Genomic DNA, 18,523 nt, shown 5'->3' with positions numbered 1-18,523 from the left:
ATAAAGGCTGCTTGCTTTTCGCAAACAGCCTCTACCCTGCATTGATATTGGAGCAATGCTACTCTTTATTTAGAATCTGGCATTAAAATGAATTCGAAAAGCCGATCTTTCTTCAGGTATTTTCCAGCTACATCTTGTATTGATTTTGGCGTAACCTTATTCAGGTTCTCCATCCGACGTTTATATCTAGTGATATCCAAATCATTTTGATAAGAACTCGAAATGTAATTCAACCAGTAGCCATTTTCACGCAAACTCAATTCATTCTGTCTTTTTTGTTCAGCCACAAATTTTTCAATATCTACTTTATCCGCACCTTGATCCTGAATCTTTTTCACTTCATCCAAAGCAGAAGCAATCAAAGCATCTGCTTTATCCACTGCTGAACCAAAACCAATTGAAAAGGCATAGCGTGCTTTAGGTAATTTACCGAAGCTGGCACGGGCACCAACACCATAAACACCACCTTCTTTCTCACGCAGTCGCTCAAGCAATTTGATTGTCAATACACTTTCCAAAGCTTCCATATTGACATTTTCACTTTCACTATAATTATAGTCTCCGTAATAAGCCAATTGGGTACTTGCTTTTTCTTCCTTGCCTTTATGAACAACCACACGCTCTCCTTTATTCGGCTCTAGAATATTTAAGTCTTTGTAATTCTCTCCTCGTTTGACCGAAGGCAGGGAAGCAAGATAAGTCTCAATAAACGGTTTAATTTGCGCTTCATCAAATGAACCTACAATGGTAAACACAAAATCTGAAGCATCTGCAAATCGCTCTTTATAAATTGCCAATGCACGATCACGGTCGATTTTTGTTAGCGTCTCGACAGTAGCATTTTGTCGGCGAACGTTATTCCCATAGAGCACCGCCTTCACTTTATCTGAAAAAACATTATTTGGATCACTCAATCTATTTTCCAAAGATCCTTTTGCCCTTGTCATTGTACTTTGGAAAACGTCACTATCCAAACGAGGCTCTGTAAAATAGCCATAAATCAGCTCAAAAGCATTTTTCAAGCCTTCTTTGTCTGTGCTACCTGAAAGTCCCTCATATCGTTCTGAGATATATGGCGAAATCGACACATCTTTTCCGGCAAGGTACTTAGTCAGCTCCACATTGCTCATCTGTCCGACACCGCTCGCATCGACTAATGAAGAGGCATTTGAAGCGGAGAAATAATCAGCATCAGTATACAACGAGGTCCCTCCAGGGCTATAGGCCATAATCTGGATTTCGTCATTTTTAAAATCTGTAGGTTTTAAAATCACCTTCACGCCATTACTCAAAACCAATTCTTTAGCTTGGACAGCTGTGACATCCTTTGAGGACACGATTGTACCCTTAGTAGGTTCTTTGGAAAGCAAAGGAAGATTGGAAACCTTATCCTCATAAGCAGAAACCGGACTATCTTCGACCGCCTTCACCCATCCCAAAACCGCTTGTTCTGTAGGCAGGTTTGCCTTTTCCTTTTCTGGTCCCATAATTAATATATCACGATTTAAATCCGTGTAATACTTTTTGACCAGGCCATTCACCTCTTCGAGTTTCAATGTAGGCAACAACTGTTTCGTTAAGCTATAAGAAGCTTCATTGCTCAAGGCCGGCTCATTGTCGATAAAATAGTTCAGGTAACGGTTGACATAGCTATCGGATTTCTTCTTATCCCGCTCGATATATGCCATTTCATTTCCTTTCTTCATATCGGCAAGCGCACGATCCAATTCTGTCTGCGTGAAACCATATTTTTGAATACGTTCAAATTCAGTCAGCATGGCCTTAAATCCAGACTCCAGTTCACCCGGTTTAGGTACAACCAATAAAGAGAAGGTATTTAAATTCGCGACAAAATCACCAATACTACCACCAGCTTGCATAAAAGGTGGATTCGGTTGCTGCATCAGTTCAGAAAAACGACCAGCAATCATCTGATTGAAAATATTTTTGAGTAATTCATTACGGTAGTCTCCGACAGTCACAACCTTGTCTTTCTCATTTTTGATTAAGACCTGAGCAACAGTATAAGGCAATTCCGGATCCGAAATAGTCAAAAACTGATTTTTATTTAATAAATCGACCTTGTACTCTTTGCGTGGAAGCACCTTTTTCGGCATTGTCATATCCGAAAATAATACTTTCACTTTTTCCTCAATTGCTTTGGGATCAATATCACCTACAATAATGAGGGCTTGTAGATCTGGTCGATACCAATCCTGATGAAATTTGCGTATTTCAGTATACGGAAAAGTCTTTAAAATTTCCTCGGTACCAATAGGTAGACGTTTCGAATAAAGGGAGCCGTTAAGCACCATTGGAAAATACTGGTCTTGCAGACGCTGTTGTACGCCCCTTCCCCCACGCTTCTCCTCCAAGATAACACCGCGTTCTTTATCAATTTCTTCACCGTCCAATAAGGCATCCTGTGCCCAATCACGCATGACCTGTAATCCATTTTTTAGTAATTCCGGATCATCAGATGGGATAGGTAGTTGATAGACGGTCTGATCAAAGCTCGTATAAGCATTCAGATCCGAGCCAAACCGTACACCAGCTTTCTGAAGGTAATTAACAAGTTCATTTTTTGGAAAATGCTTCAGGCCATTAAAGTTCATGTGCTCTAAAAAGTGCGCCAACCCAAGCTGTTTTTCGTTTTCTAGGATTGAGCCAGCTTTCATACCCAAATACATGGTAACACGCCCCTTCGGCTCTGTATTTTTGCGAATAAAATATGTAAATCCATTTTTCAATTTACCAGTGACAACTTCATTGTCAAAAGGTAACTTTTGGTTTAAGGCCAAACTATCCTGCGATAGAATAGCCCTGGCATGTGCCGTTAAAGTAGTAGGCATTTTTGCCTCTACGCCGTAAAATGTAGCCGGAAGCAAAAAGGCTAATGCAAGTGGTTTAATGAATTTCATACAAAAAAATTTCTTTTTTTTAGTCAGTTATTTTTTGCTAATTGTTTATATTAGGGTAAACGGAACTGGAGACCAATTGTCCCGCTAAATAGTAAAATACAGATAAATAATATTTATTAATATCCCTTATGGGATGGAGCGTATCATTGCTATAGCTTATGGTTTGTAAAAAACACGTTTAAAAATACAGAATATCTTTCGAAAAGAACAATAGTTAATTGTAATTTTGTTGCAAATGGATTTTAGCAACTGGCAGGTCATTAAAAAAGAATTCGAGCAATTTCTAAAGTTCGAACGGGGTTTGAGCATTAATTCGATCGAGGCTTACCTCAACGATGTCTCCAAATTCCAAATCTATTGTGAGGACAACGGGCTCCTTTTAAACAAAATCGTCAGAAAGGATATTCAGGATTTTCTGCACTGGTTACAGGAGTTCAATATCTCACCATTCACACAATCCCGCTTGATATCCGGACTAAAAACCTTTTTTAGTTTTCTGATCATTGAACATGAACTAGATAATAATCCAACAGAATTGCTACAGGCTCCACGTCTTGCGAGGAAACTCCCTAGTGTACTGAGTATTCATGAGATCGATCAACTGATAGCTGCCATAGATCTTTCTTCCACGGAGGGGCAACGCAATAAAACAATTATTGAGGTTTTATATGGCTGTGGATTGCGTGTGTCCGAGCTCGTTAATCTCAAGATCTCCAATTTGTTTCTCGACGTAGAATTTATCAAAGTGGAAGGTAAAGGTAGCAAAGAACGACTGATTCCGATTGGCCAACAAGCGATCAAACATCTTAGGCTTTATTTGGATTCCATTAGATCACATATTAAGATCAAGAATGGGAATGAGGATATTGTATTTCTGAACAGAAGAGGTTCGGCTTTGTCTAGGGTGATGATCTTTCTGATCATTAAGGAGCTTGCTCAAAAAATTGGACTACAAAAGATAATCAGTCCCCATACCTTTAGGCATAGTTTCGCCTCCCATCTCGTTGAAGGAGGTGCAGATCTAAGGGCTGTACAAGATATGCTGGGGCATGAGAGTATTACGACAACCGAAATATATACCCATATTGATCGGGATTATCTCCATTCCATTATCACGCAATACCATCCCAGATCGTAATTTTAGCATAGCGAATCATATTGTTCACCTTTGGACATTCGGATAAGGTGTGCCAGATTTTTCACAGCACGATCATGCTTCACAACAAAAGGATTATTTCTATCCCAGACGTATCCCGCTAATATAGCACAGATGCTTCTTTTAACTTCTGGGTTCTCCGGACGATGATAAAACAGTTCCTGTAGATTGCCGGTATACCATTCCTGGATGTAAGTGGTAAAAACAGCAATCCCTTCTTTCATATAATCTTCAAACTCTGATTGCCAGTCTACCGTTTCTCCTCGCACTTGCCTTAAGGCTAGTTTCGCAGCCAAGATACCGGACTCTGTAGCGAAACACACACCAGAAGAGAATACAGGATCTAGGAATTCAGAGCTATTACCGGTCAATGCATACCCCTTTCCGTACATCTTAGTTACCGCTGTCGAATAATTACTCAATTTGCGCGGTTCAAAAATAAAAGGCAAATCGCCAAAACGCTTCATATAGTAATCAGAGAGTTGAATCGCCTTGTTCAATGCAAGAGTTGTATCTGCACCAAGATTTTCAATAAAGGAAGTTGGCCCTACGATCCCTACAGATGTATTGCCATTGGAAAATGGGATAACCCATAACCAGACCTGCGTTTCCAATATATCAAAAGATATCAAGCTCCCCTCCTGTCCTACTGGTCTGTTCACATCGCTGACATGGCTAAATATCGCCGAATGCGGACTTAGTCTGGAAGGTTGATCCAGATTTAACATACGTGGTAGCACCCGACCATAACCAGAGCAATCGATCAGAAAATTTGCTTTGATGGCTGTCTCTACGCCTTCTTTGTTCTGTACAGTGGTCATAGACATTTCATCCATAAACTGTACATCGATCACTTCGGTTTCAAATTGCAAGTCCACACCCTTTCGGATGAGCTCATTGGCCATTTCCAGATCAAAGTCTGCTCTCGGAATCTGCCATGTCCAATCCCAGCCCAGAGAAAACTTATCAGAGAAATCGAAAATACAGATTTCCTCGCCGCGTATAAAACGCGCACCAAATTTCTTTTCAAAACCTTTAGCATCCAACGCATCAAACAATCCTGCTTCATCAAAGTGATCCATAACCCGTGGAATCAAACTCTCCCCAACCACTATCCTTGGAAATCTGCTCTTTTCAACTACTTTTATTTTCGCCCCCTGTTTTTGCAGATACCCCGCAGCCACTGCTCCTGATGGACCAGCGCCAATGATCAAAATGTCGACCTCTTCAACGTTCATTATACGCTTTGATTAAAAGAAAAAAATATTAATTTCGTCTCTGATTAATAAATGCCAAATCTATTCACAAAAAATAATATAAAAAAACCAATTTCGAGAGTTTTTCAAAATTGCTATCCCATACCCCATGAGCTCACTTGCAAAGCATTTAGATTTAAAACAGTTTGTCCAAATAACCTATAGAAATGAACACTTGGCTATTGATGACGATGTCTGGGAGAAAGTTGATGCTAGTCACGATTTTCTTCTAAAATTTGCCGATAACAAAATAATATATGGTGTCAATACCGGCTTCGGCCCTATGGCACAATATAGAATTAAGGACGAGGATAGAATCAAGCTTCAATACAATCTGATCCGCAGTCACGCATCAGGAACAGGGCGGCTCTTAGACCCATTGCAGGTTAAAAGCACGATTTTAGCCCGCTTGAATACACTAACACTGGGCTATTCGGGTGTTCATCGTTCAGCGATCGCATTAATGAAAGAACTCATCAACCGCGACATTACGCCGATCATTTTTGCTCATGGTGGTGTTGGTGCGAGTGGCGATCTTGTACAATTGGCCCATCTGGCATTAGTGTTGATCGGTGAAGGCGAGGTAATTTATAAAAATGAACGTATCCCCACCATGCAAGCCTTTGAAGCGGAGGGGCTCAAACCTATTCAAATTGTCCTTCGTGAAGGTTTAGCACTGATCAATGGAACTTCTGTCATGACAGGCATTGGTATCCTAAATTGGAATCAGGCCCAAAAGGCACTATCCTGGTCTATCAAAGCGGCATGCGCTATCAACGAAATTGTGCAAGCATACGATGATCATTTTTCAGAAGCGTTAAATCAAAGTAAAAAACATATTGGACAGCAGCATATCGCAAAGAAAATGCGGGATCACCTTGCTTCCAGCTTATTGATCCGAAAACGTGAAGACCACCTGTACTCAGGCGAAAACCAAGAGGATATTTTCAAGGACAAAGTTCAGGAATATTATTCTATCCGTTGTGTACCGCAGATCTTGGGACCAATTTCAGATACCATTGACAATGTCGCATCTGTGCTTGAAAATGAACTCAATTCCGCCAATGACAATCCCATAATTGATGTGGAGAACAAACATGTATATCATGGTGGTAATTTTCATGGTGATTATATTTCACTTGAGATGGATAAGCTCAAACTGGTTATGACCAAAATGACCATGCTGGCAGAAAGACAATTGAATTATCTTTTGAATAGCAAGATCAATGAGATTTTCCCACCTTTTATGAATCTGGGAACCTTGGGACTAAATTTTGGCATGCAGGGTGTACAGTTCACCGCGACCTCCACTACTGCGGAATCTCAGGCCTTAAGTACATCCATCTATATCCATAGTATTCCCAACAATAACGACAACCAGGATATTGTCAGTATGGGTACAAATGCCGCAATGTCCTGCAGTCAGATTATTGAAAACTCGTTTGAAGTATTGGCTATAGAATTTATAACTTTAGCTCAGGCAATTGACAATTTGGGCTGTCAGGAAAAATTAGCAAAAGAAACACTATCTTGGTATATGGACCTTCGCAAATTATTTCCGGTCTTTAAAGAAGATCAAGCGATGTATCCGATTATACAAAAAGTAAAAGACTATCTGATAAATAAAAATGATGATTAAGAAGCTCACCCTTGGCGGACTGTTTATACTATCCTGTTCCATCACATCCGCACAGCAATTAGCTCGGGTCCAAGAAAAAGGACTTATCGGATTTATCAAAAAAGACGGGACATTTCAGATTGCTCCTCAATATAAAGATGCACAGGATCAGTCCGAAGGAAAGATCGCTGTTTACAATGGTAGCAAATGGGGATTTATAGATAAAGACGCCAATTATATCGTTCAGCCACAATATGATAATGCCAGATCATTCAGTCAGGGAATGGCTATGGTCAAATCGTCGAAAGGTTGGCAATATATCGATTCCTTAGGTCAGGAAATGAAAGCAATTTCCAGTAAACGTGTCTATGAATTCAATGACGGTGTAGCCTTCTACCGTGACGACTCAAACTTGGTCGGGCTTATTAACAATAAACAAGAGGTTGTGCTCGCCCCTACTTATGATGTTATCCGTCCGTTTAAAGGTGGTTATGCCAAAATTGCAAAAAACAAAAAATGGGGTATCATTGACAACCTGGGGAAAGAAATTGTTGCACCTAACTATGATGATATCGGAGACTTCAATGCGGGATTCGTTTGGGCAAAAAAACAAAATAACTGGTATATCGTGTCCGGTCAAACAGAAATCCTCGTGCCGGCTGCTTCAAAAATTGAAAACATAAAAAATCCAGACTTTATTCTTGTTCAACAAGGCAATAAAGTAGGTTTTATGACAGCAGAAGGTAAATGGGCAATTGCTGCGACTTATGATGATGCCCGAAATTTTCAGCAAGGTCTAGCGCCTGTGAAAATGAATGGGAAATGGGGATTTGTCGATACCACAGGCAAAATGATTATTCCTGTAGCCTACCATGATGCCTTATCTTTCTCTCCCGAAGGACTTGCTGCTGTCAAAGATGGCAAATGGGGATTTATCGATAGAGCGGGCAAAGTTGTTATTCCTTTTCAATACGACATTACCGCGGCATTGACTTTTAAGAAGCAGGAAAAGGGCTTTATTGACGGACTTGCCCGTGTCAAACTCAACGGTAAATGGGGATTCATTGATACCAAAGGAAATCTCTTAGGAAATAAATGGTTTGACAATGCAGAATTATTTCAAAATTAATATACGTACCGAAGGATGAAGTGTGCTTTAGTTACTGGTGGATCTAGAGGAATTGGAAGAGCAATTTGTATTAAACTAGCTCAGGAATTAGGTTATCATGTATTGATTAATTTTCAGCATAATGAGGATGCAGCAAAGGAAACGCTTGCTGGCATTGAGGCGACAGGTGGAACTGGGACTATTTTAAAATTTGACGTGGGAGACCATGCGGCAGTAACCAATGCCCTAACCCAATGGGAATCTAATCATCCCGAAGCCGTTATCGAGGTCATTGTCAACAATGCCGGTATTGCCAAGGATGGTTTATTTATGTGGATGTCCAGCGAAGACTGGTCTTCAGTCATTAACACGACTGTAAACGGTTTCTATCATGTCACACAGTTTTTCATACAGAAGCTTCTTCGCCAACGTTATGGTCGTATCATCAATATTATTTCAGTCTCTGGTGTCAAGGGAACACCGGGCCAGACCAACTATTCAGCTGCGAAGGCCGCTTTGCTGGGTGCTACTAAAGCATTAGCACAAGAAGTCGCCAAACGGAACATTACCGTCAACGCTGTCGCACCAGGGTTTATCCATAGCGATATGACGGCCAATATAGATGAAAAAGAATTAAAAAAATTGATACCCGCAAATAGATTTGGTGAGCCCGAAGAAGTCGCTGACTTAGTCAGCTTTTTGGCTTCTCCAAAAGCGGGATATATTACAGGTGAGGTGATTAACATAAATGGAGGAGTTTATTCGTAAAGCTATGGAACAACGAGTAGTGATCACGGGTATGGGGATATATTCCTGCTTAGGAACATCTTTGGATGAAGTAAAGCAATCTCTTCAAGCAGGAAAATCGGGTATAATCTTCGATACCGAACGTAAGCAATTTGGGTTTCGCTCAGCACTGACCGGCGCTGTACCTCTACCTAATTTAAAAAATGAATTAAACCGTCGCCAACGGATGTCCATTGGCGAAGAAACCGAATATGCCTATCTGGCGACGATGGAAGCCTTAAAAAATGCGTCCATTGATGATACTTATCTAGATCAACATGAGATCGGCATCTTATATGGTAATGATTCGGTATCTAAAGCAATCATTGAAGCCGTTGATATTGTCCGCGAGAAAAAAGACACCAGCCTTATCGGTTCGGGGGCTATTTTCAAATCAATGAACTCTACGGTGACCATGAACCTCTCCACCATATTCCGATTGAAAGGAATCAATATGACGATTTCCGCAGCCTGTGCTTCGGGATCTCATTCCTTGGGTCTGGGATTCAATTTAATAAAAAGTGGAATGCAGGACATGATTATATGTGGCGGCGCACAAGAGATCAACAAATATGCAATGGCCAGTTTTGACGGTCTAGGGGTATTTGGAAATGATGCTTTACCGGCTACAACCGTTTCGCGCCCTTTTGACAAAGACCGTTCTGGTTTGGTGCCTTCGGGTGGAGCGGCTACGCTAATTATCGAAAGTTATGAATCAGCGGTACGGCGAGGCGCACCTATCCTCGCCGAAATACTCGGTTACGGTTTTTCATCCAATGGCGGTCATATCTCTACGCCAAACGTCGACGGCCCGGCTCTAGCTATGCAACGGGCGATTAAACAAGCGGAAATCAGTCCCGCAGATATTGCTTACATCAACGCGCATGCAACATCAACACCTGTAGGTGATGCAAATGAAGCCCAGGCGATCCTGCGTGTATTTGGTGAAAACCAACCTTTCGTCAGTTCTACAAAATCAATGACTGGACACGAATGTTGGATGGCTGGCGCCAGTGAAATCATCTACTCCAATATTATGATGCTAAATGATTTTATTGCCCCAAACATTAATTTCGAAAATCCAGATGAGCATTCGGCCAAATTAAATATTGTTAAGAAGACATTATTTAAAGAATTTGATCTATATTTGTCCAATTCTTTTGGCTTTGGGGGAACTAACTCCGCCTTAGTTATTAAAAAAATTAATGATTAACTTATAAAAATGATTTCTGAAAAGATTAACGAAATACTTGTTGATGAGTTTGAGGTGGATGTTGACGTAATTCAGCCGAATCTAAATTTAAAAGACACTTTAAATCTGGATAGTTTGGACTATGTCGATCTTGTCGTTATCATTGAGTCCAATTTTGGTGTTAAATTAGTAGAAGCAGATTTTGCGAACATTCAAACCTTTCAAGACTTTTATGATCTTTTAAAACGTAAAACCGGTGAGAACTAAGCCAAACCTTACTGATGAGCCACTGGAAAGGACAATCCAAAGGTAGTGTCTTAGGATATAGAATTTTTGTCTTCTGTATTCAAAAGCTGGGAATCCGCACAGCATATCTGCTGTTGGCATTCGTGGCTTTTTATTATTTTATGACGGCCTGGAATAGCAATCGATCGTTGTACTATTATTTAAGATATCGTCTTCGATATTCCCTTGGGGCAACAGTTATTGGTTTCTACAGAAGTTATTTCACATTCGGTAAAGTCCTTATTGACAAAACGGCGATCTCTGCCGGAATGCGCAACAAATTCACTTATGAATTTGATGGAATAGATATATTAAAATCCGCATTGAAAAGGAAAAATGGCGGTATCCTGCTCTCAGCCCATATCGGTAACTTTGAAATTGCATCCTATTTTCTGGAAGATATTAATATTGAAAACCAGATCAACCTGGTAATTTCAGATCGGGAACATCAAGCAATCAAAGATTATCTATCAAAAGTAGCCCGCAAATCTTCCATAAAATTCATTGTTATCCAAGAAGACCTCTCCCATGTTTTTGCAATAAATGAGGCACTGACCAATAACGAATTGATTGTCTTTACTGGTGATCGCTATATGGAAGGAACCAAAACACTCCGCGCTCAGTTGCTTGGAAAAGAGACCCAATTTCCGACGGGACCTTTTTTGATTGCCTCCAGACTTAAAGTACCTGTTATTTTCGTATATGTTATGAAAGAGCCCAATCTTCACTATCACTTATATGCGCGGGAAGTTGAAATCAAGCACCGTGATGCCCAAGGTCTGCTACAATCCTATTGCGAATCCCTCTCAACTATGATCAAAAAACATCCACTTCAATGGTTTAATTTTTTTGATTTTTGGAAAGATTATTCCAAATAAATACGCTATCCATCAGCATATTATTTATTCTATCGAACAAAAAAAGTAATGATTAAAAGTTACACGCTTTCAAAAAGCACAGCGTAATTTGCAACTACTGCAAAAAAACTATTACAGTAAAAATTAACACCAAATATCCCTCTCTAAGTCGCATTTCATCCATTATGATGCCCTACAAGCAATTTTGAGGTTCCTGTAATCGCTGATTTTGTCTTTAAATTACTACCTTTGGTGCAAGTTTAATATAAATGACAGCAAGCCCATTTCCAATAACCGATAGCATATTATTGCAGGAATTGCTTCCGCATCGTGCCCCTATGATAATGATTGATACCTTATATGATTTTACGGACACTACCGTGCAAGCTGGCTTAACTATTCAGGAAGATAATATTTTTGTTGAAGATGGGATATTCCTCGAAGCTGGTATTTTAGAACATATGGCCCAATCCATTGCTCTACATACTGGTTACAGTTTCTATATCCAGCAAAAGGCTGCTCCAATCGGTTACCTCGGTACAATAAAAAGTATTGCTATTGATTATTTTCCGATGATCGGTGAAGATATATCGACCAGCGCTACAATATTGCAGGAATTTATGGGAGTCACACTTGTCTCAGTAGAGACCTTCATCGGAGATAGACGCATCGCCTATGCCGAGATAAAAAGTGTAATAGCGTCTTAACTATGGCAAAAAACAAATTACCAGAACCAGTTAATCAGGTCAGCTGGACAAGTCCTTTACGTATACGTTTTAATGAAGTCGATTCGTTGGGAATAGTATGGCATGGTCATTATATCAGTTATTTTGAAGATGGCAGAGAATCCTTCGGAATTGAACATGGATTGACTTATCTGGACATTCATCGGCAGGGCTATACCACGCCTATTGTGAAAAGCACCTGCGAGCACAAATTGCCTTTACGGTATGGCGAACATGCACGCATTGAAACCTCCTTGGTTGACTGCAAAGCTGCGAAAATAATCTACCATTACCGTATTTTAAACGATGACAATCAAGTTGTCTGTTTAGGCGAAACAATCCAGGTTTTTTTGGATGCATCCGGAAACCTGCAGTTGTATTTTCCAGAATTTTTCCAACAGTGGAAAAATTCGCTCCATTTTTCCAACAGATGAGAAAGGTATATATAGGCCCTTACAATTGCATATCCCCACTGGGTCATAGGCTTGAAGATACATGGAACGCTGTTGTCGAGGGGAAATCAGGTATTGCTCTTCAAGAACCAATCGGTGAAATTCCCAATACCTATGCTGCTATAATTGCCACAGATGAACTCGACAGCTACTTCACAGCGCAACTACAGGATATAAAATTATCCGCGCCTTTCAGTTTCACAAAGCTGGAAAAATTAATGATTTCGGCGCTGTTACCAATAGTCAGAAACCTTGATATTACTACGGAGACCGAATTGATCATTTCCACAACAAAAGGTAATATTGCCCAATGTGATGGCAAAGATAAAGATGGTGCAGCTGCCAGCCTCCCTGCACTCGCACAGCGGATAGCGGACCTATTTGGCTTTAAACGTAGCCCTATCGTTATCAGCAATGCCTGTGTTTCGGGGCTACAGGCTATTTCAACAGCTAAAAGACTTATCCAGATAGATTACTGCAAAGATGCTGTCATTGTTGCCGCCGATTTGGTGAGCGAATTTGTCCTTTCGGGATTCCGATCGTTTCAGGCATTGAGTGATGGGATTTGCAGACCCTATGATGAAGACCGAAAAGGCCTGAATCTAGGTGAAGCGGCAGCAGCGCTCTATATCAGCAACCAACCAATTCCAGGCCAAAAGCAACAATTCTATGTCGCTGGGGAAGCCTCAATCAATGACGCAAACCATATTTCTGGTCCCTCACGTACGGGAGAAGGCCTGAAGTGTAGCATAGAACGAGCTTTAGCCGAAGCCGCTACCTTACCGGAAGCGGTCGATTTTATCTGCGCCCACGGAACCGCCACAGTATATAACGATGAAATGGAGGCCATAGCACTGCATCGTACGAAACTGGCCGACAAACCGATCAATAGCCTGAAAGGCTATTTTGGACATACATTGGGTACTGCCGGACTGATAGAAACCATTGTCTCCCTGGAGAGTTTACGAAATAATATATTATTACCCAGTTTAGGTTATCAAAAACAGGGAACCTCATTGCCGCTGGCGGTGATCACAGAAAAAATTCACAAGCCACTCTCCCGCTGTCTGAAAACAGCATCTGGATTTGCGGGCACCAATACGGCAATACTGTTCGAGAAGGAGATCTTATAGATGGAACGTAAATATCATATCAGCAAGCACTGTCGTATTGATCATCATGGTGTACTTTACAATGGTCGACCCTTGTCAGCAGAAATATCAACGGAATTTTCCATCTTTTCGAAGGCGTTTTATTATTCGCTGGGAACGACTTATCCCAAGTTTTTTAAAATGGATAATCTCAGCAAATTAGCCTGGCTAGGTGCTGAGCTATTGCTAAAAGAGGAGCTTTCCAAAAATATTGCCATCGTGTTATCAAATCGTTCCAGCAGCTACGATACAGATTTAAAGCATATACATACGATCAGCAACACGGAACAATACTACCCAAGTCCTGCAATTTTTGTTTATACCTTACCGAATGTCTGTATCGGTGAGATTGCTATTCGACATCATCTGCAAACGGAGAATATATTTTTTGTTTCGGAGCAGTTTGACAGCCAACTCACAGTAAACTACTGCAATTACCTTTTAAACAGCAATAGAGCAGAAAAGGTATTGTGCGGCTGGGTAGAATATTTGGAAGAAAACTATAAATTGGTTTTGTATCTTGTGGAAAAAACAGGCAATTTAGCGCATGATTTAAACGTCGTAAGACAATTAATGTTATAAAGGAATGGAAGAATTGAAATCTGAATTAAAAGCAAAGATAATAGAAGCATTAAATCTGGAAGAGATTGCGGTAGAAGACATTGAAAACGATGCTCCTCTGTTTGGAGATGGCCTTGGGCTCGATTCGATCGATGCATTGGAATTAACCGTGTTATTGGATAAAGATTATGGCATCAAAGTGACTGATCCAAAAGTTGGAAAGACAATTTTTCAGTCCATTGACACCCTTGCCCACTATATTTCAGAAAATAGAACAAAATAACCCATGAATAATGCGATTGCTGTTACCGGAATGGGAATGATTACCGCTATCGGAGATGACGTAGCGCAAAACTATCATTCATTACTCCGGAAACAGCACGGTATTAAACCACTTCAGCATATTGCGGGAAAACATCAAGCGGGCACCCTAGTTGGTGAAGTCCCTTGGACAAACCAGGAGCTAGTAGAAAAGTTGGGAACTACCGTTCCGAAATACAGCTCACGCACAAGTTTATTGGCCGCCATTGCTGCCAAAGAAGCCCTGACACAAGCAGCGATAGCACATTTGGGAAATATACCCGTTATTATGGGCACATCTGTCGCCGGAATGGATATTTTCGAACAATACTTTCCACATTTAAATGGCGATAGAACGCTCATACAGAGAAGAGATGTGGGAGATTCGGCTTCTGTGCTTTCAAAATTACTAGGTGGTAATGGATTTGCTACAGCGATCAGCACAGCATGTTCTTCGGCGGCCAATGCGATTAGTTTTGGAGCCCGTTTATTACTTTCAGGTCGTGTAGAACGTGTTTTGGTCGGCGGTTCAGATGCATTATCGCGGTTTACAATCAATGGATTTGACAGCTTGATGCTCCTATCTGACAAGCCTAATCGACCATTCGACCGGAATAGAAACGGATTAAACCTCGGTGAAGGTGCAGGCTTTTTGGTATTGGAGTCTGCTAAAGCATTAGAAAAAATGCCTAAGCCCATATTAGGTTATCTTACGGGATTCGCCAATGCGAATGATGCTTTTCATCAAACAGCTACTTCCGACAGCGGTGATGGTGCTTATTTAGCGATGAAAGAAGCCTTAACAATAAGCGGATTGGTTCCTGATGCAATTGATTACATCAATGCACATGGAACAGCAACAGAAAATAATGACCGAACAGAGGCGATTGCCATACAGCGTATATTCGGAGACAATGTTCCTTCTTTTAGTTCAACAAAAGCTTATACAGGCCATACATTAGGGGCCTCCGCTGGTATAGAGGCGATTTACGCCTTACTGGCAATCCAACATCAATTGGCTTTTGCCAATTTAAGGTTTGAAACAGCAATGGAACAACCTGCACTACAACCAGTAACCGATCATCGATCATCCTCCATCAAACATGTCCTCAGCAACTCTTTTGGATTTGGCGGAAATTGCTCAACTTTAATTTTTTCCGATGCAGAAAGTTTATATTAATGGTAGCAGTGTCGCTGTCATTAACTCAGCTCAGCTGGATACTACAGAACAGTGGATAAAGATCAATTTACCAAAAATAGATAGTGCGGTAATTCCCCCAGCTGCCACAAGACGCATGTCCAAGGCCGTAAAAATGGGCATTATCTGCGGGCTGGAAGCGATGCGTCAAGCGGACTGCCCCAATCCTGATGGTATATTGGTCGGTACAGGTAAAGGTTGCCTGGTTGATTCCGACAAATTTCTAAAAGCGATCGGTGAACAAAAAGAGGATTTTTTATCTCCTACAGCCTTTATCCAGTCTACCCATAATACCGTCGCAGGGCAAATTGCATTACTAACCAAAAATTCAGGTTATAATATGACCTATTCTCAAGGTCGAATATCCTTTGAATCCGCCGCATTAGACGCCTATATCCAGCTTACAATGAATGAACAGGTGTCGCTATTGGTCGGTGCCGTTGACGAGCTCTCAGATATTAGCATTGAAATAAACCAAGCAATCGACAAAGATCAGATAAACGATACAAAAGACATTCAAACAGAAGGTGCTGGTTTCTTTGTATTTTCCAATCAAAAAGACAGCCACGCCCTCGGCGAATTAAAGGATATTGACATCTATCGTAATACTGCTGATCATACATCAGAAAAACAAATCGGCGAATTTCTTAAAAGAAACCAGCTGACTATAAATCAAATAGACACCATTATCTATAGTTCAACAACAGTAGAAGCCCCCTTTAGCACCGGATCACCAATATTGGAGAAAATCAACAAAATAAAATATAATTCTCAAACCGGAATATTCGATACCGACATTGTGTTTGCTTTTGATCTGGCTTTAAAACGACTGAACGATCAAACCTTTTCAACATCGATCAGTCTAAATGAAGGTAAAATACAACATGATCAAAATATTCTTATCTGTAATTTTGGAGAACAAAACAGTTTAATGCTGTTATCAAGATGCTAAATTTTAGACATACAACATACGGATGCATTGCTCTACTTTTAATGGCAATATTACTATGGAAAGAATATCAGCTCTATTATCCATTACTTGTTGTATTGCTACTATATATCGGCGCCTTATCCTGGGGGGTTTTTGACCTCCGGTTGAATTTCTTTATGCACTCCACCTGTGACCGTAAGACCGGTACGAATCAAATCGCCATCACCTTTGATGATGGTCCTAGCCCCTATACGCTGGAAATTCTGGATTTATTAGATCAGTACGGTGTTAAAGCCAGTTTTTTTTGTATCGGCTCGCAGGTACTCAAATATCCCGAAATAGCAAAACAAATTGTTATGCAGGGACATGTTATCGCCAACCATAGTATGAATCATCCTAATTCGATCGGTTTCCTTTCCAGTGACAGAGTTGCTGTTGAAATGAAACATGCAAATCAGGCGATTGAGAAAATCACAGGAAAGAAAACATTGCTGTATAGACCGCCATTTGGCGTCAGTAATCCGCATATTGCAAAAGCACTAGACTATTGCGCAATGACATCGATCGGCTGGAGCATCCGCTCTTTGGATACCCTAAATCGAGACGAAAATAAAATTTTCAAACGCATAAAGAAAAGACTCCGTCCCGGTAAGATCATTTTGTTGCATGATACCTCCCAAAAAACGGTCCATGTTGTTAAAAGTTTATTGATAGAATTACAGACAAACAAACTAGAAGCGTTAAATTTAGAAGATTTCTTAAATCAAAAAGTATATGAAAACTAAGCTCATCCTACTCATTATTTTTTTATTTCATTTTGCTTACATAAAAGCGCAAGAAGAAGCCATGTCCAATGCTGAGATCAGCAACTTCAAACAAACGGTAGTAGCCGAAGCGCAAAAAATTAAAACATTAAAAACAGACTTTGTGCAATACAAGCACCTGGATTTTTTGTCGAAGGAAATTACTTCCAGCGGATCAATGCTCCTAAAAAATCCAAATAAATTATTGTGGAAATATAATAGGCCCATTCAATATGGGATTCTTTTCAAAGACAATAAAGTGCTCATAAATGATCAGGGCAAGAAGAATAAAGTGGATCTGGGCAACAATAAGAAATTTGAGAAAATCAATAAAATGATCATTGGCAGTATCAGTGGCGATCTTTTTTCGGCAAATGATTTCAATATCACATTTTATAAAAATAGAAACCAGCGGATTGCGAAATTATCGCCCAAAACCAAAGAATTGTCTACTTATATACAGACAGTTATTCTTTATTTTAATAATCAGCAACTCACGGTATCTGAAGTACAATTAATAGAACCATCTAAAGATTACACAAAAATTATTTTCAAAAACAAACAGATCAATCAGCCCATCGATGATGCGTCATTTAGCTTTTAGTACACTACTCCTGTTGCTCCTAACCGGCTGTAGGGTATACTACCCAAACCATACACAGCTGGATTACAAACAAGCGGATACAGTTATTCAGAACCCTTATTTTGCAGATCTAAATGATGAACGTCTCTATCGGGCAACGATCCGCTTTTATAAAAAAGAGTTCTCGGGTATGTTTGTGGCTAAAAGAATAAATCAGCATGAACACCGCATTGTGCTTACCTCTGATCTGGGGAATACACTCATTGATATAACGATTGCCAAGGATAAGCATCAGGTCAACTATATCATGCAGGATCTCAACAAAAAGATCATCATCAATACGCTTGTTAAAGACTTTAGAACCTTAACACAAGTGAATTATCCAATAACATACCAAGATTCATCTTCGCGACAATTTTTAAGCACAATGGATGGGAAGCGATATTTTTTGGATCTAAACGATCAGGGGAAATTAGCCAAAATTGAAACCGCATCTAAATATAAACCAAAACTCAAAATCCAATTGAGCACTGATTCCATTGGCAAACTCGATAAGTTTAGTATACAGCATCATGGTATCAAGTTGCAAATGGATTTTGTAAATATTCCTTTTTAACTGACTTGATACACAACTCAGCTT

19 protein-coding genes are annotated in these 18,523 nt (G+C 40.2%); 17 read left to right on the top strand and 2 right to left on the bottom strand.

Annotated features, from left to right (window positions below; translation table 11 throughout):
* Nucleotides 1-65: 65 nt before the first annotated feature.
* A complete protein-coding gene (locus tag LC454_RS12090; RefSeq protein ID WP_223582639.1) occupies nt 66-2,921 on the bottom strand; it encodes a M16 family metallopeptidase in 2,856 nt (951 codons plus the stop codon).
* Between the two features lie 235 nt (nt 2,922-3,156).
* Here LC454_RS12090 and xerD point away from each other — a divergent pair, with 235 nt between their 5' ends.
* Complete coding sequence (gene xerD, locus LC454_RS12085; RefSeq protein WP_223582638.1) at nt 3,157-4,059, top strand: site-specific tyrosine recombinase XerD; 903 nt, start codon at nt 3,157-3,159, stop codon at nt 4,057-4,059.
* Nucleotides 4,060-4,061: 2 nt separating this feature from the next.
* Here xerD and LC454_RS12080 read toward each other — a convergent pair whose 3' ends face one another.
* Nucleotides 4,062-5,315, bottom strand: coding sequence for an NAD(P)/FAD-dependent oxidoreductase (locus tag LC454_RS12080; RefSeq protein WP_223582637.1), 1,254 nt, complete (start codon nt 5,313-5,315; stop codon nt 4,062-4,064).
* A 127-nt stretch (nt 5,316-5,442) separates the two neighbouring features.
* On the opposite strand from LC454_RS12080, the gene hutH reads away from it, so the two are divergent.
* The 16 genes from hutH (at nt 5,443) to LC454_RS12000 (ending at nt 18,499) form a co-directional block, all read left to right on the top strand.
* On the top strand, nt 5,443-6,972 hold the full coding sequence (gene hutH / locus LC454_RS12075) for a histidine ammonia-lyase (RefSeq protein ID WP_223582635.1): 1,530 nt from the start codon (nt 5,443-5,445) through the stop codon (nt 6,970-6,972).
* On the top strand, nt 6,962-8,080 hold the full coding sequence (locus LC454_RS12070) for a WG repeat-containing protein (RefSeq protein WP_223582634.1): 1,119 nt from the start codon (nt 6,962-6,964) through the stop codon (nt 8,078-8,080). Before hutH ends, LC454_RS12070 begins: the two co-directional genes overlap by 11 nt.
* A 15-nt stretch (nt 8,081-8,095) precedes the next feature.
* Nucleotides 8,096-8,827 (top strand): 3-oxoacyl-ACP reductase FabG, encoded by a 732-nt coding sequence (gene fabG / locus LC454_RS12065; RefSeq protein WP_223582633.1) that lies wholly within the window; start codon nt 8,096-8,098, stop codon nt 8,825-8,827.
* A gap of 4 nt (nt 8,828-8,831) precedes the next feature.
* Nucleotides 8,832-10,058: a beta-ketoacyl-[acyl-carrier-protein] synthase family protein gene (locus LC454_RS12060; protein WP_223582632.1), complete on the top strand. Its 1,227-nt coding sequence runs from the start codon at nt 8,832-8,834 to the stop codon at nt 10,056-10,058.
* Nucleotides 10,059-10,067: 9 nt separating this feature from the next.
* On the top strand, nt 10,068-10,304 hold the full coding sequence (locus tag LC454_RS12055) for an acyl carrier protein (protein ID WP_223582631.1): 237 nt from the start codon (nt 10,068-10,070) through the stop codon (nt 10,302-10,304).
* Nucleotides 10,305-10,318: 14 nt separating this feature from the next.
* On the top strand, nt 10,319-11,200 hold the full coding sequence (locus LC454_RS12050; protein WP_223582630.1) for a hypothetical protein: 882 nt from the start codon (nt 10,319-10,321) through the stop codon (nt 11,198-11,200).
* A 248-nt stretch (nt 11,201-11,448) separates the two neighbouring features.
* On the top strand, nt 11,449-11,886 hold the full coding sequence (locus LC454_RS12045) for a hypothetical protein (RefSeq protein WP_223582629.1): 438 nt from the start codon (nt 11,449-11,451) through the stop codon (nt 11,884-11,886).
* Nucleotides 11,887-11,888: 2 nt separating this feature from the next.
* Nucleotides 11,889-12,338: an acyl-CoA thioesterase gene (locus tag LC454_RS12040; RefSeq protein ID WP_223582628.1), complete on the top strand. Its 450-nt coding sequence runs from the start codon at nt 11,889-11,891 to the stop codon at nt 12,336-12,338.
* A complete protein-coding gene (locus LC454_RS12035) occupies nt 12,335-13,489 on the top strand; it encodes a beta-ketoacyl synthase N-terminal-like domain-containing protein (protein ID WP_223582627.1) in 1,155 nt (384 codons plus the stop codon). Before LC454_RS12040 ends, LC454_RS12035 begins: the two co-directional genes overlap by 4 nt.
* Entirely contained in the window at nt 13,490-14,089 is a 600-nt protein-coding gene (locus LC454_RS12030) for a hypothetical protein (protein WP_223582625.1), read from the top strand.
* Nucleotides 14,090-14,093: 4 nt separating this feature from the next.
* Nucleotides 14,094-14,351, top strand: a complete 258-nt coding sequence (locus LC454_RS12025; protein WP_108633207.1) for a phosphopantetheine-binding protein — start codon at nt 14,094-14,096, stop codon at nt 14,349-14,351.
* A 3-nt stretch (nt 14,352-14,354) separates the two neighbouring features.
* Nucleotides 14,355-15,548 (top strand): beta-ketoacyl-[acyl-carrier-protein] synthase family protein, encoded by a 1,194-nt coding sequence (locus tag LC454_RS12020; protein WP_223582623.1) that lies wholly within the window; start codon nt 14,355-14,357, stop codon nt 15,546-15,548.
* A complete protein-coding gene (locus tag LC454_RS12015) occupies nt 15,529-16,518 on the top strand; it encodes a beta-ketoacyl synthase chain length factor (protein ID WP_223582621.1) in 990 nt (329 codons plus the stop codon). The genes LC454_RS12020 and LC454_RS12015 overlap by 20 nt, the downstream gene beginning before the upstream one ends.
* Nucleotides 16,519-16,559: 41 nt before the next feature.
* Entirely contained in the window at nt 16,560-17,282 is a 723-nt protein-coding gene (locus tag LC454_RS12010) for a polysaccharide deacetylase family protein (protein WP_223582619.1), read from the top strand.
* Nucleotides 17,272-17,904 carry a LolA family protein gene (locus LC454_RS12005; protein ID WP_223582617.1) on the top strand — a complete coding sequence of 211 codons (633 nt, stop codon included), beginning with the start codon at nt 17,272-17,274 and terminating at the stop codon, nt 17,902-17,904. Before LC454_RS12010 ends, LC454_RS12005 begins: the two co-directional genes overlap by 11 nt.
* Complete coding sequence (locus LC454_RS12000) at nt 17,882-18,499, top strand: hypothetical protein (protein ID WP_223582615.1); 618 nt, start codon at nt 17,882-17,884, stop codon at nt 18,497-18,499. The genes LC454_RS12005 and LC454_RS12000 overlap by 23 nt, the downstream gene beginning before the upstream one ends.
* Nucleotides 18,500-18,523: the final 24 nt, after the last annotated feature.

Source organism: Sphingobacterium sp. GVS05A (assembly GCF_019969845.1).
GTDB lineage: Bacteria > Bacteroidota > Bacteroidia > Sphingobacteriales > Sphingobacteriaceae > Sphingobacterium.
Note: the sequence above shows the minus strand (reverse complement) of the source record. Positions and strands in the feature narration are given on the sequence as shown.

Coding starts and splice junctions, on each gene's coding strand:
- LC454_RS12035 (WP_223582627.1), top strand. CDS start 12,335: ATGAGAAAGGTATATATAGGCCCTTACAATTGCATATCCCCACTGGGT.
- LC454_RS12025 (WP_108633207.1), top strand. CDS start 14,094: ATGGAAGAATTGAAATCTGAATTAAAAGCAAAGATAATAGAAGCATTA.
- LC454_RS12050 (WP_223582630.1), top strand. CDS start 10,319: ATGAGCCACTGGAAAGGACAATCCAAAGGTAGTGTCTTAGGATATAGA.
- LC454_RS12045 (WP_223582629.1), top strand. CDS start 11,449: ATGACAGCAAGCCCATTTCCAATAACCGATAGCATATTATTGCAGGAA.
- LC454_RS12005 (WP_223582617.1), top strand. CDS start 17,272: ATGAAAACTAAGCTCATCCTACTCATTATTTTTTTATTTCATTTTGCT.
- LC454_RS12040 (WP_223582628.1), top strand. CDS start 11,889: ATGGCAAAAAACAAATTACCAGAACCAGTTAATCAGGTCAGCTGGACA.
- LC454_RS12060 (WP_223582632.1), top strand. CDS start 8,832: ATGGAACAACGAGTAGTGATCACGGGTATGGGGATATATTCCTGCTTA.
- LC454_RS12070 (WP_223582634.1), top strand. CDS start 6,962: ATGATGATTAAGAAGCTCACCCTTGGCGGACTGTTTATACTATCCTGT.
- LC454_RS12010 (WP_223582619.1), top strand. CDS start 16,560: ATGGCAATATTACTATGGAAAGAATATCAGCTCTATTATCCATTACTT.
- hutH (WP_223582635.1), top strand. CDS start 5,443: ATGAGCTCACTTGCAAAGCATTTAGATTTAAAACAGTTTGTCCAAATA.
- LC454_RS12090 (WP_223582639.1), bottom strand. CDS start 2,921: ATGAAATTCATTAAACCACTTGCATTAGCCTTTTTGCTTCCGGCTACA.
- xerD (WP_223582638.1), top strand. CDS start 3,157: ATGGATTTTAGCAACTGGCAGGTCATTAAAAAAGAATTCGAGCAATTT.
- LC454_RS12080 (WP_223582637.1), bottom strand. CDS start 5,315: ATGAACGTTGAAGAGGTCGACATTTTGATCATTGGCGCTGGTCCATCA.
- LC454_RS12020 (WP_223582623.1), top strand. CDS start 14,355: ATGAATAATGCGATTGCTGTTACCGGAATGGGAATGATTACCGCTATC.
- LC454_RS12015 (WP_223582621.1), top strand. CDS start 15,529: ATGCAGAAAGTTTATATTAATGGTAGCAGTGTCGCTGTCATTAACTCA.
- LC454_RS12000 (WP_223582615.1), top strand. CDS start 17,882: ATGATGCGTCATTTAGCTTTTAGTACACTACTCCTGTTGCTCCTAACC.
- LC454_RS12055 (WP_223582631.1), top strand. CDS start 10,068: ATGATTTCTGAAAAGATTAACGAAATACTTGTTGATGAGTTTGAGGTG.
- fabG (WP_223582633.1), top strand. CDS start 8,096: ATGAAGTGTGCTTTAGTTACTGGTGGATCTAGAGGAATTGGAAGAGCA.
- LC454_RS12030 (WP_223582625.1), top strand. CDS start 13,490: ATGGAACGTAAATATCATATCAGCAAGCACTGTCGTATTGATCATCAT.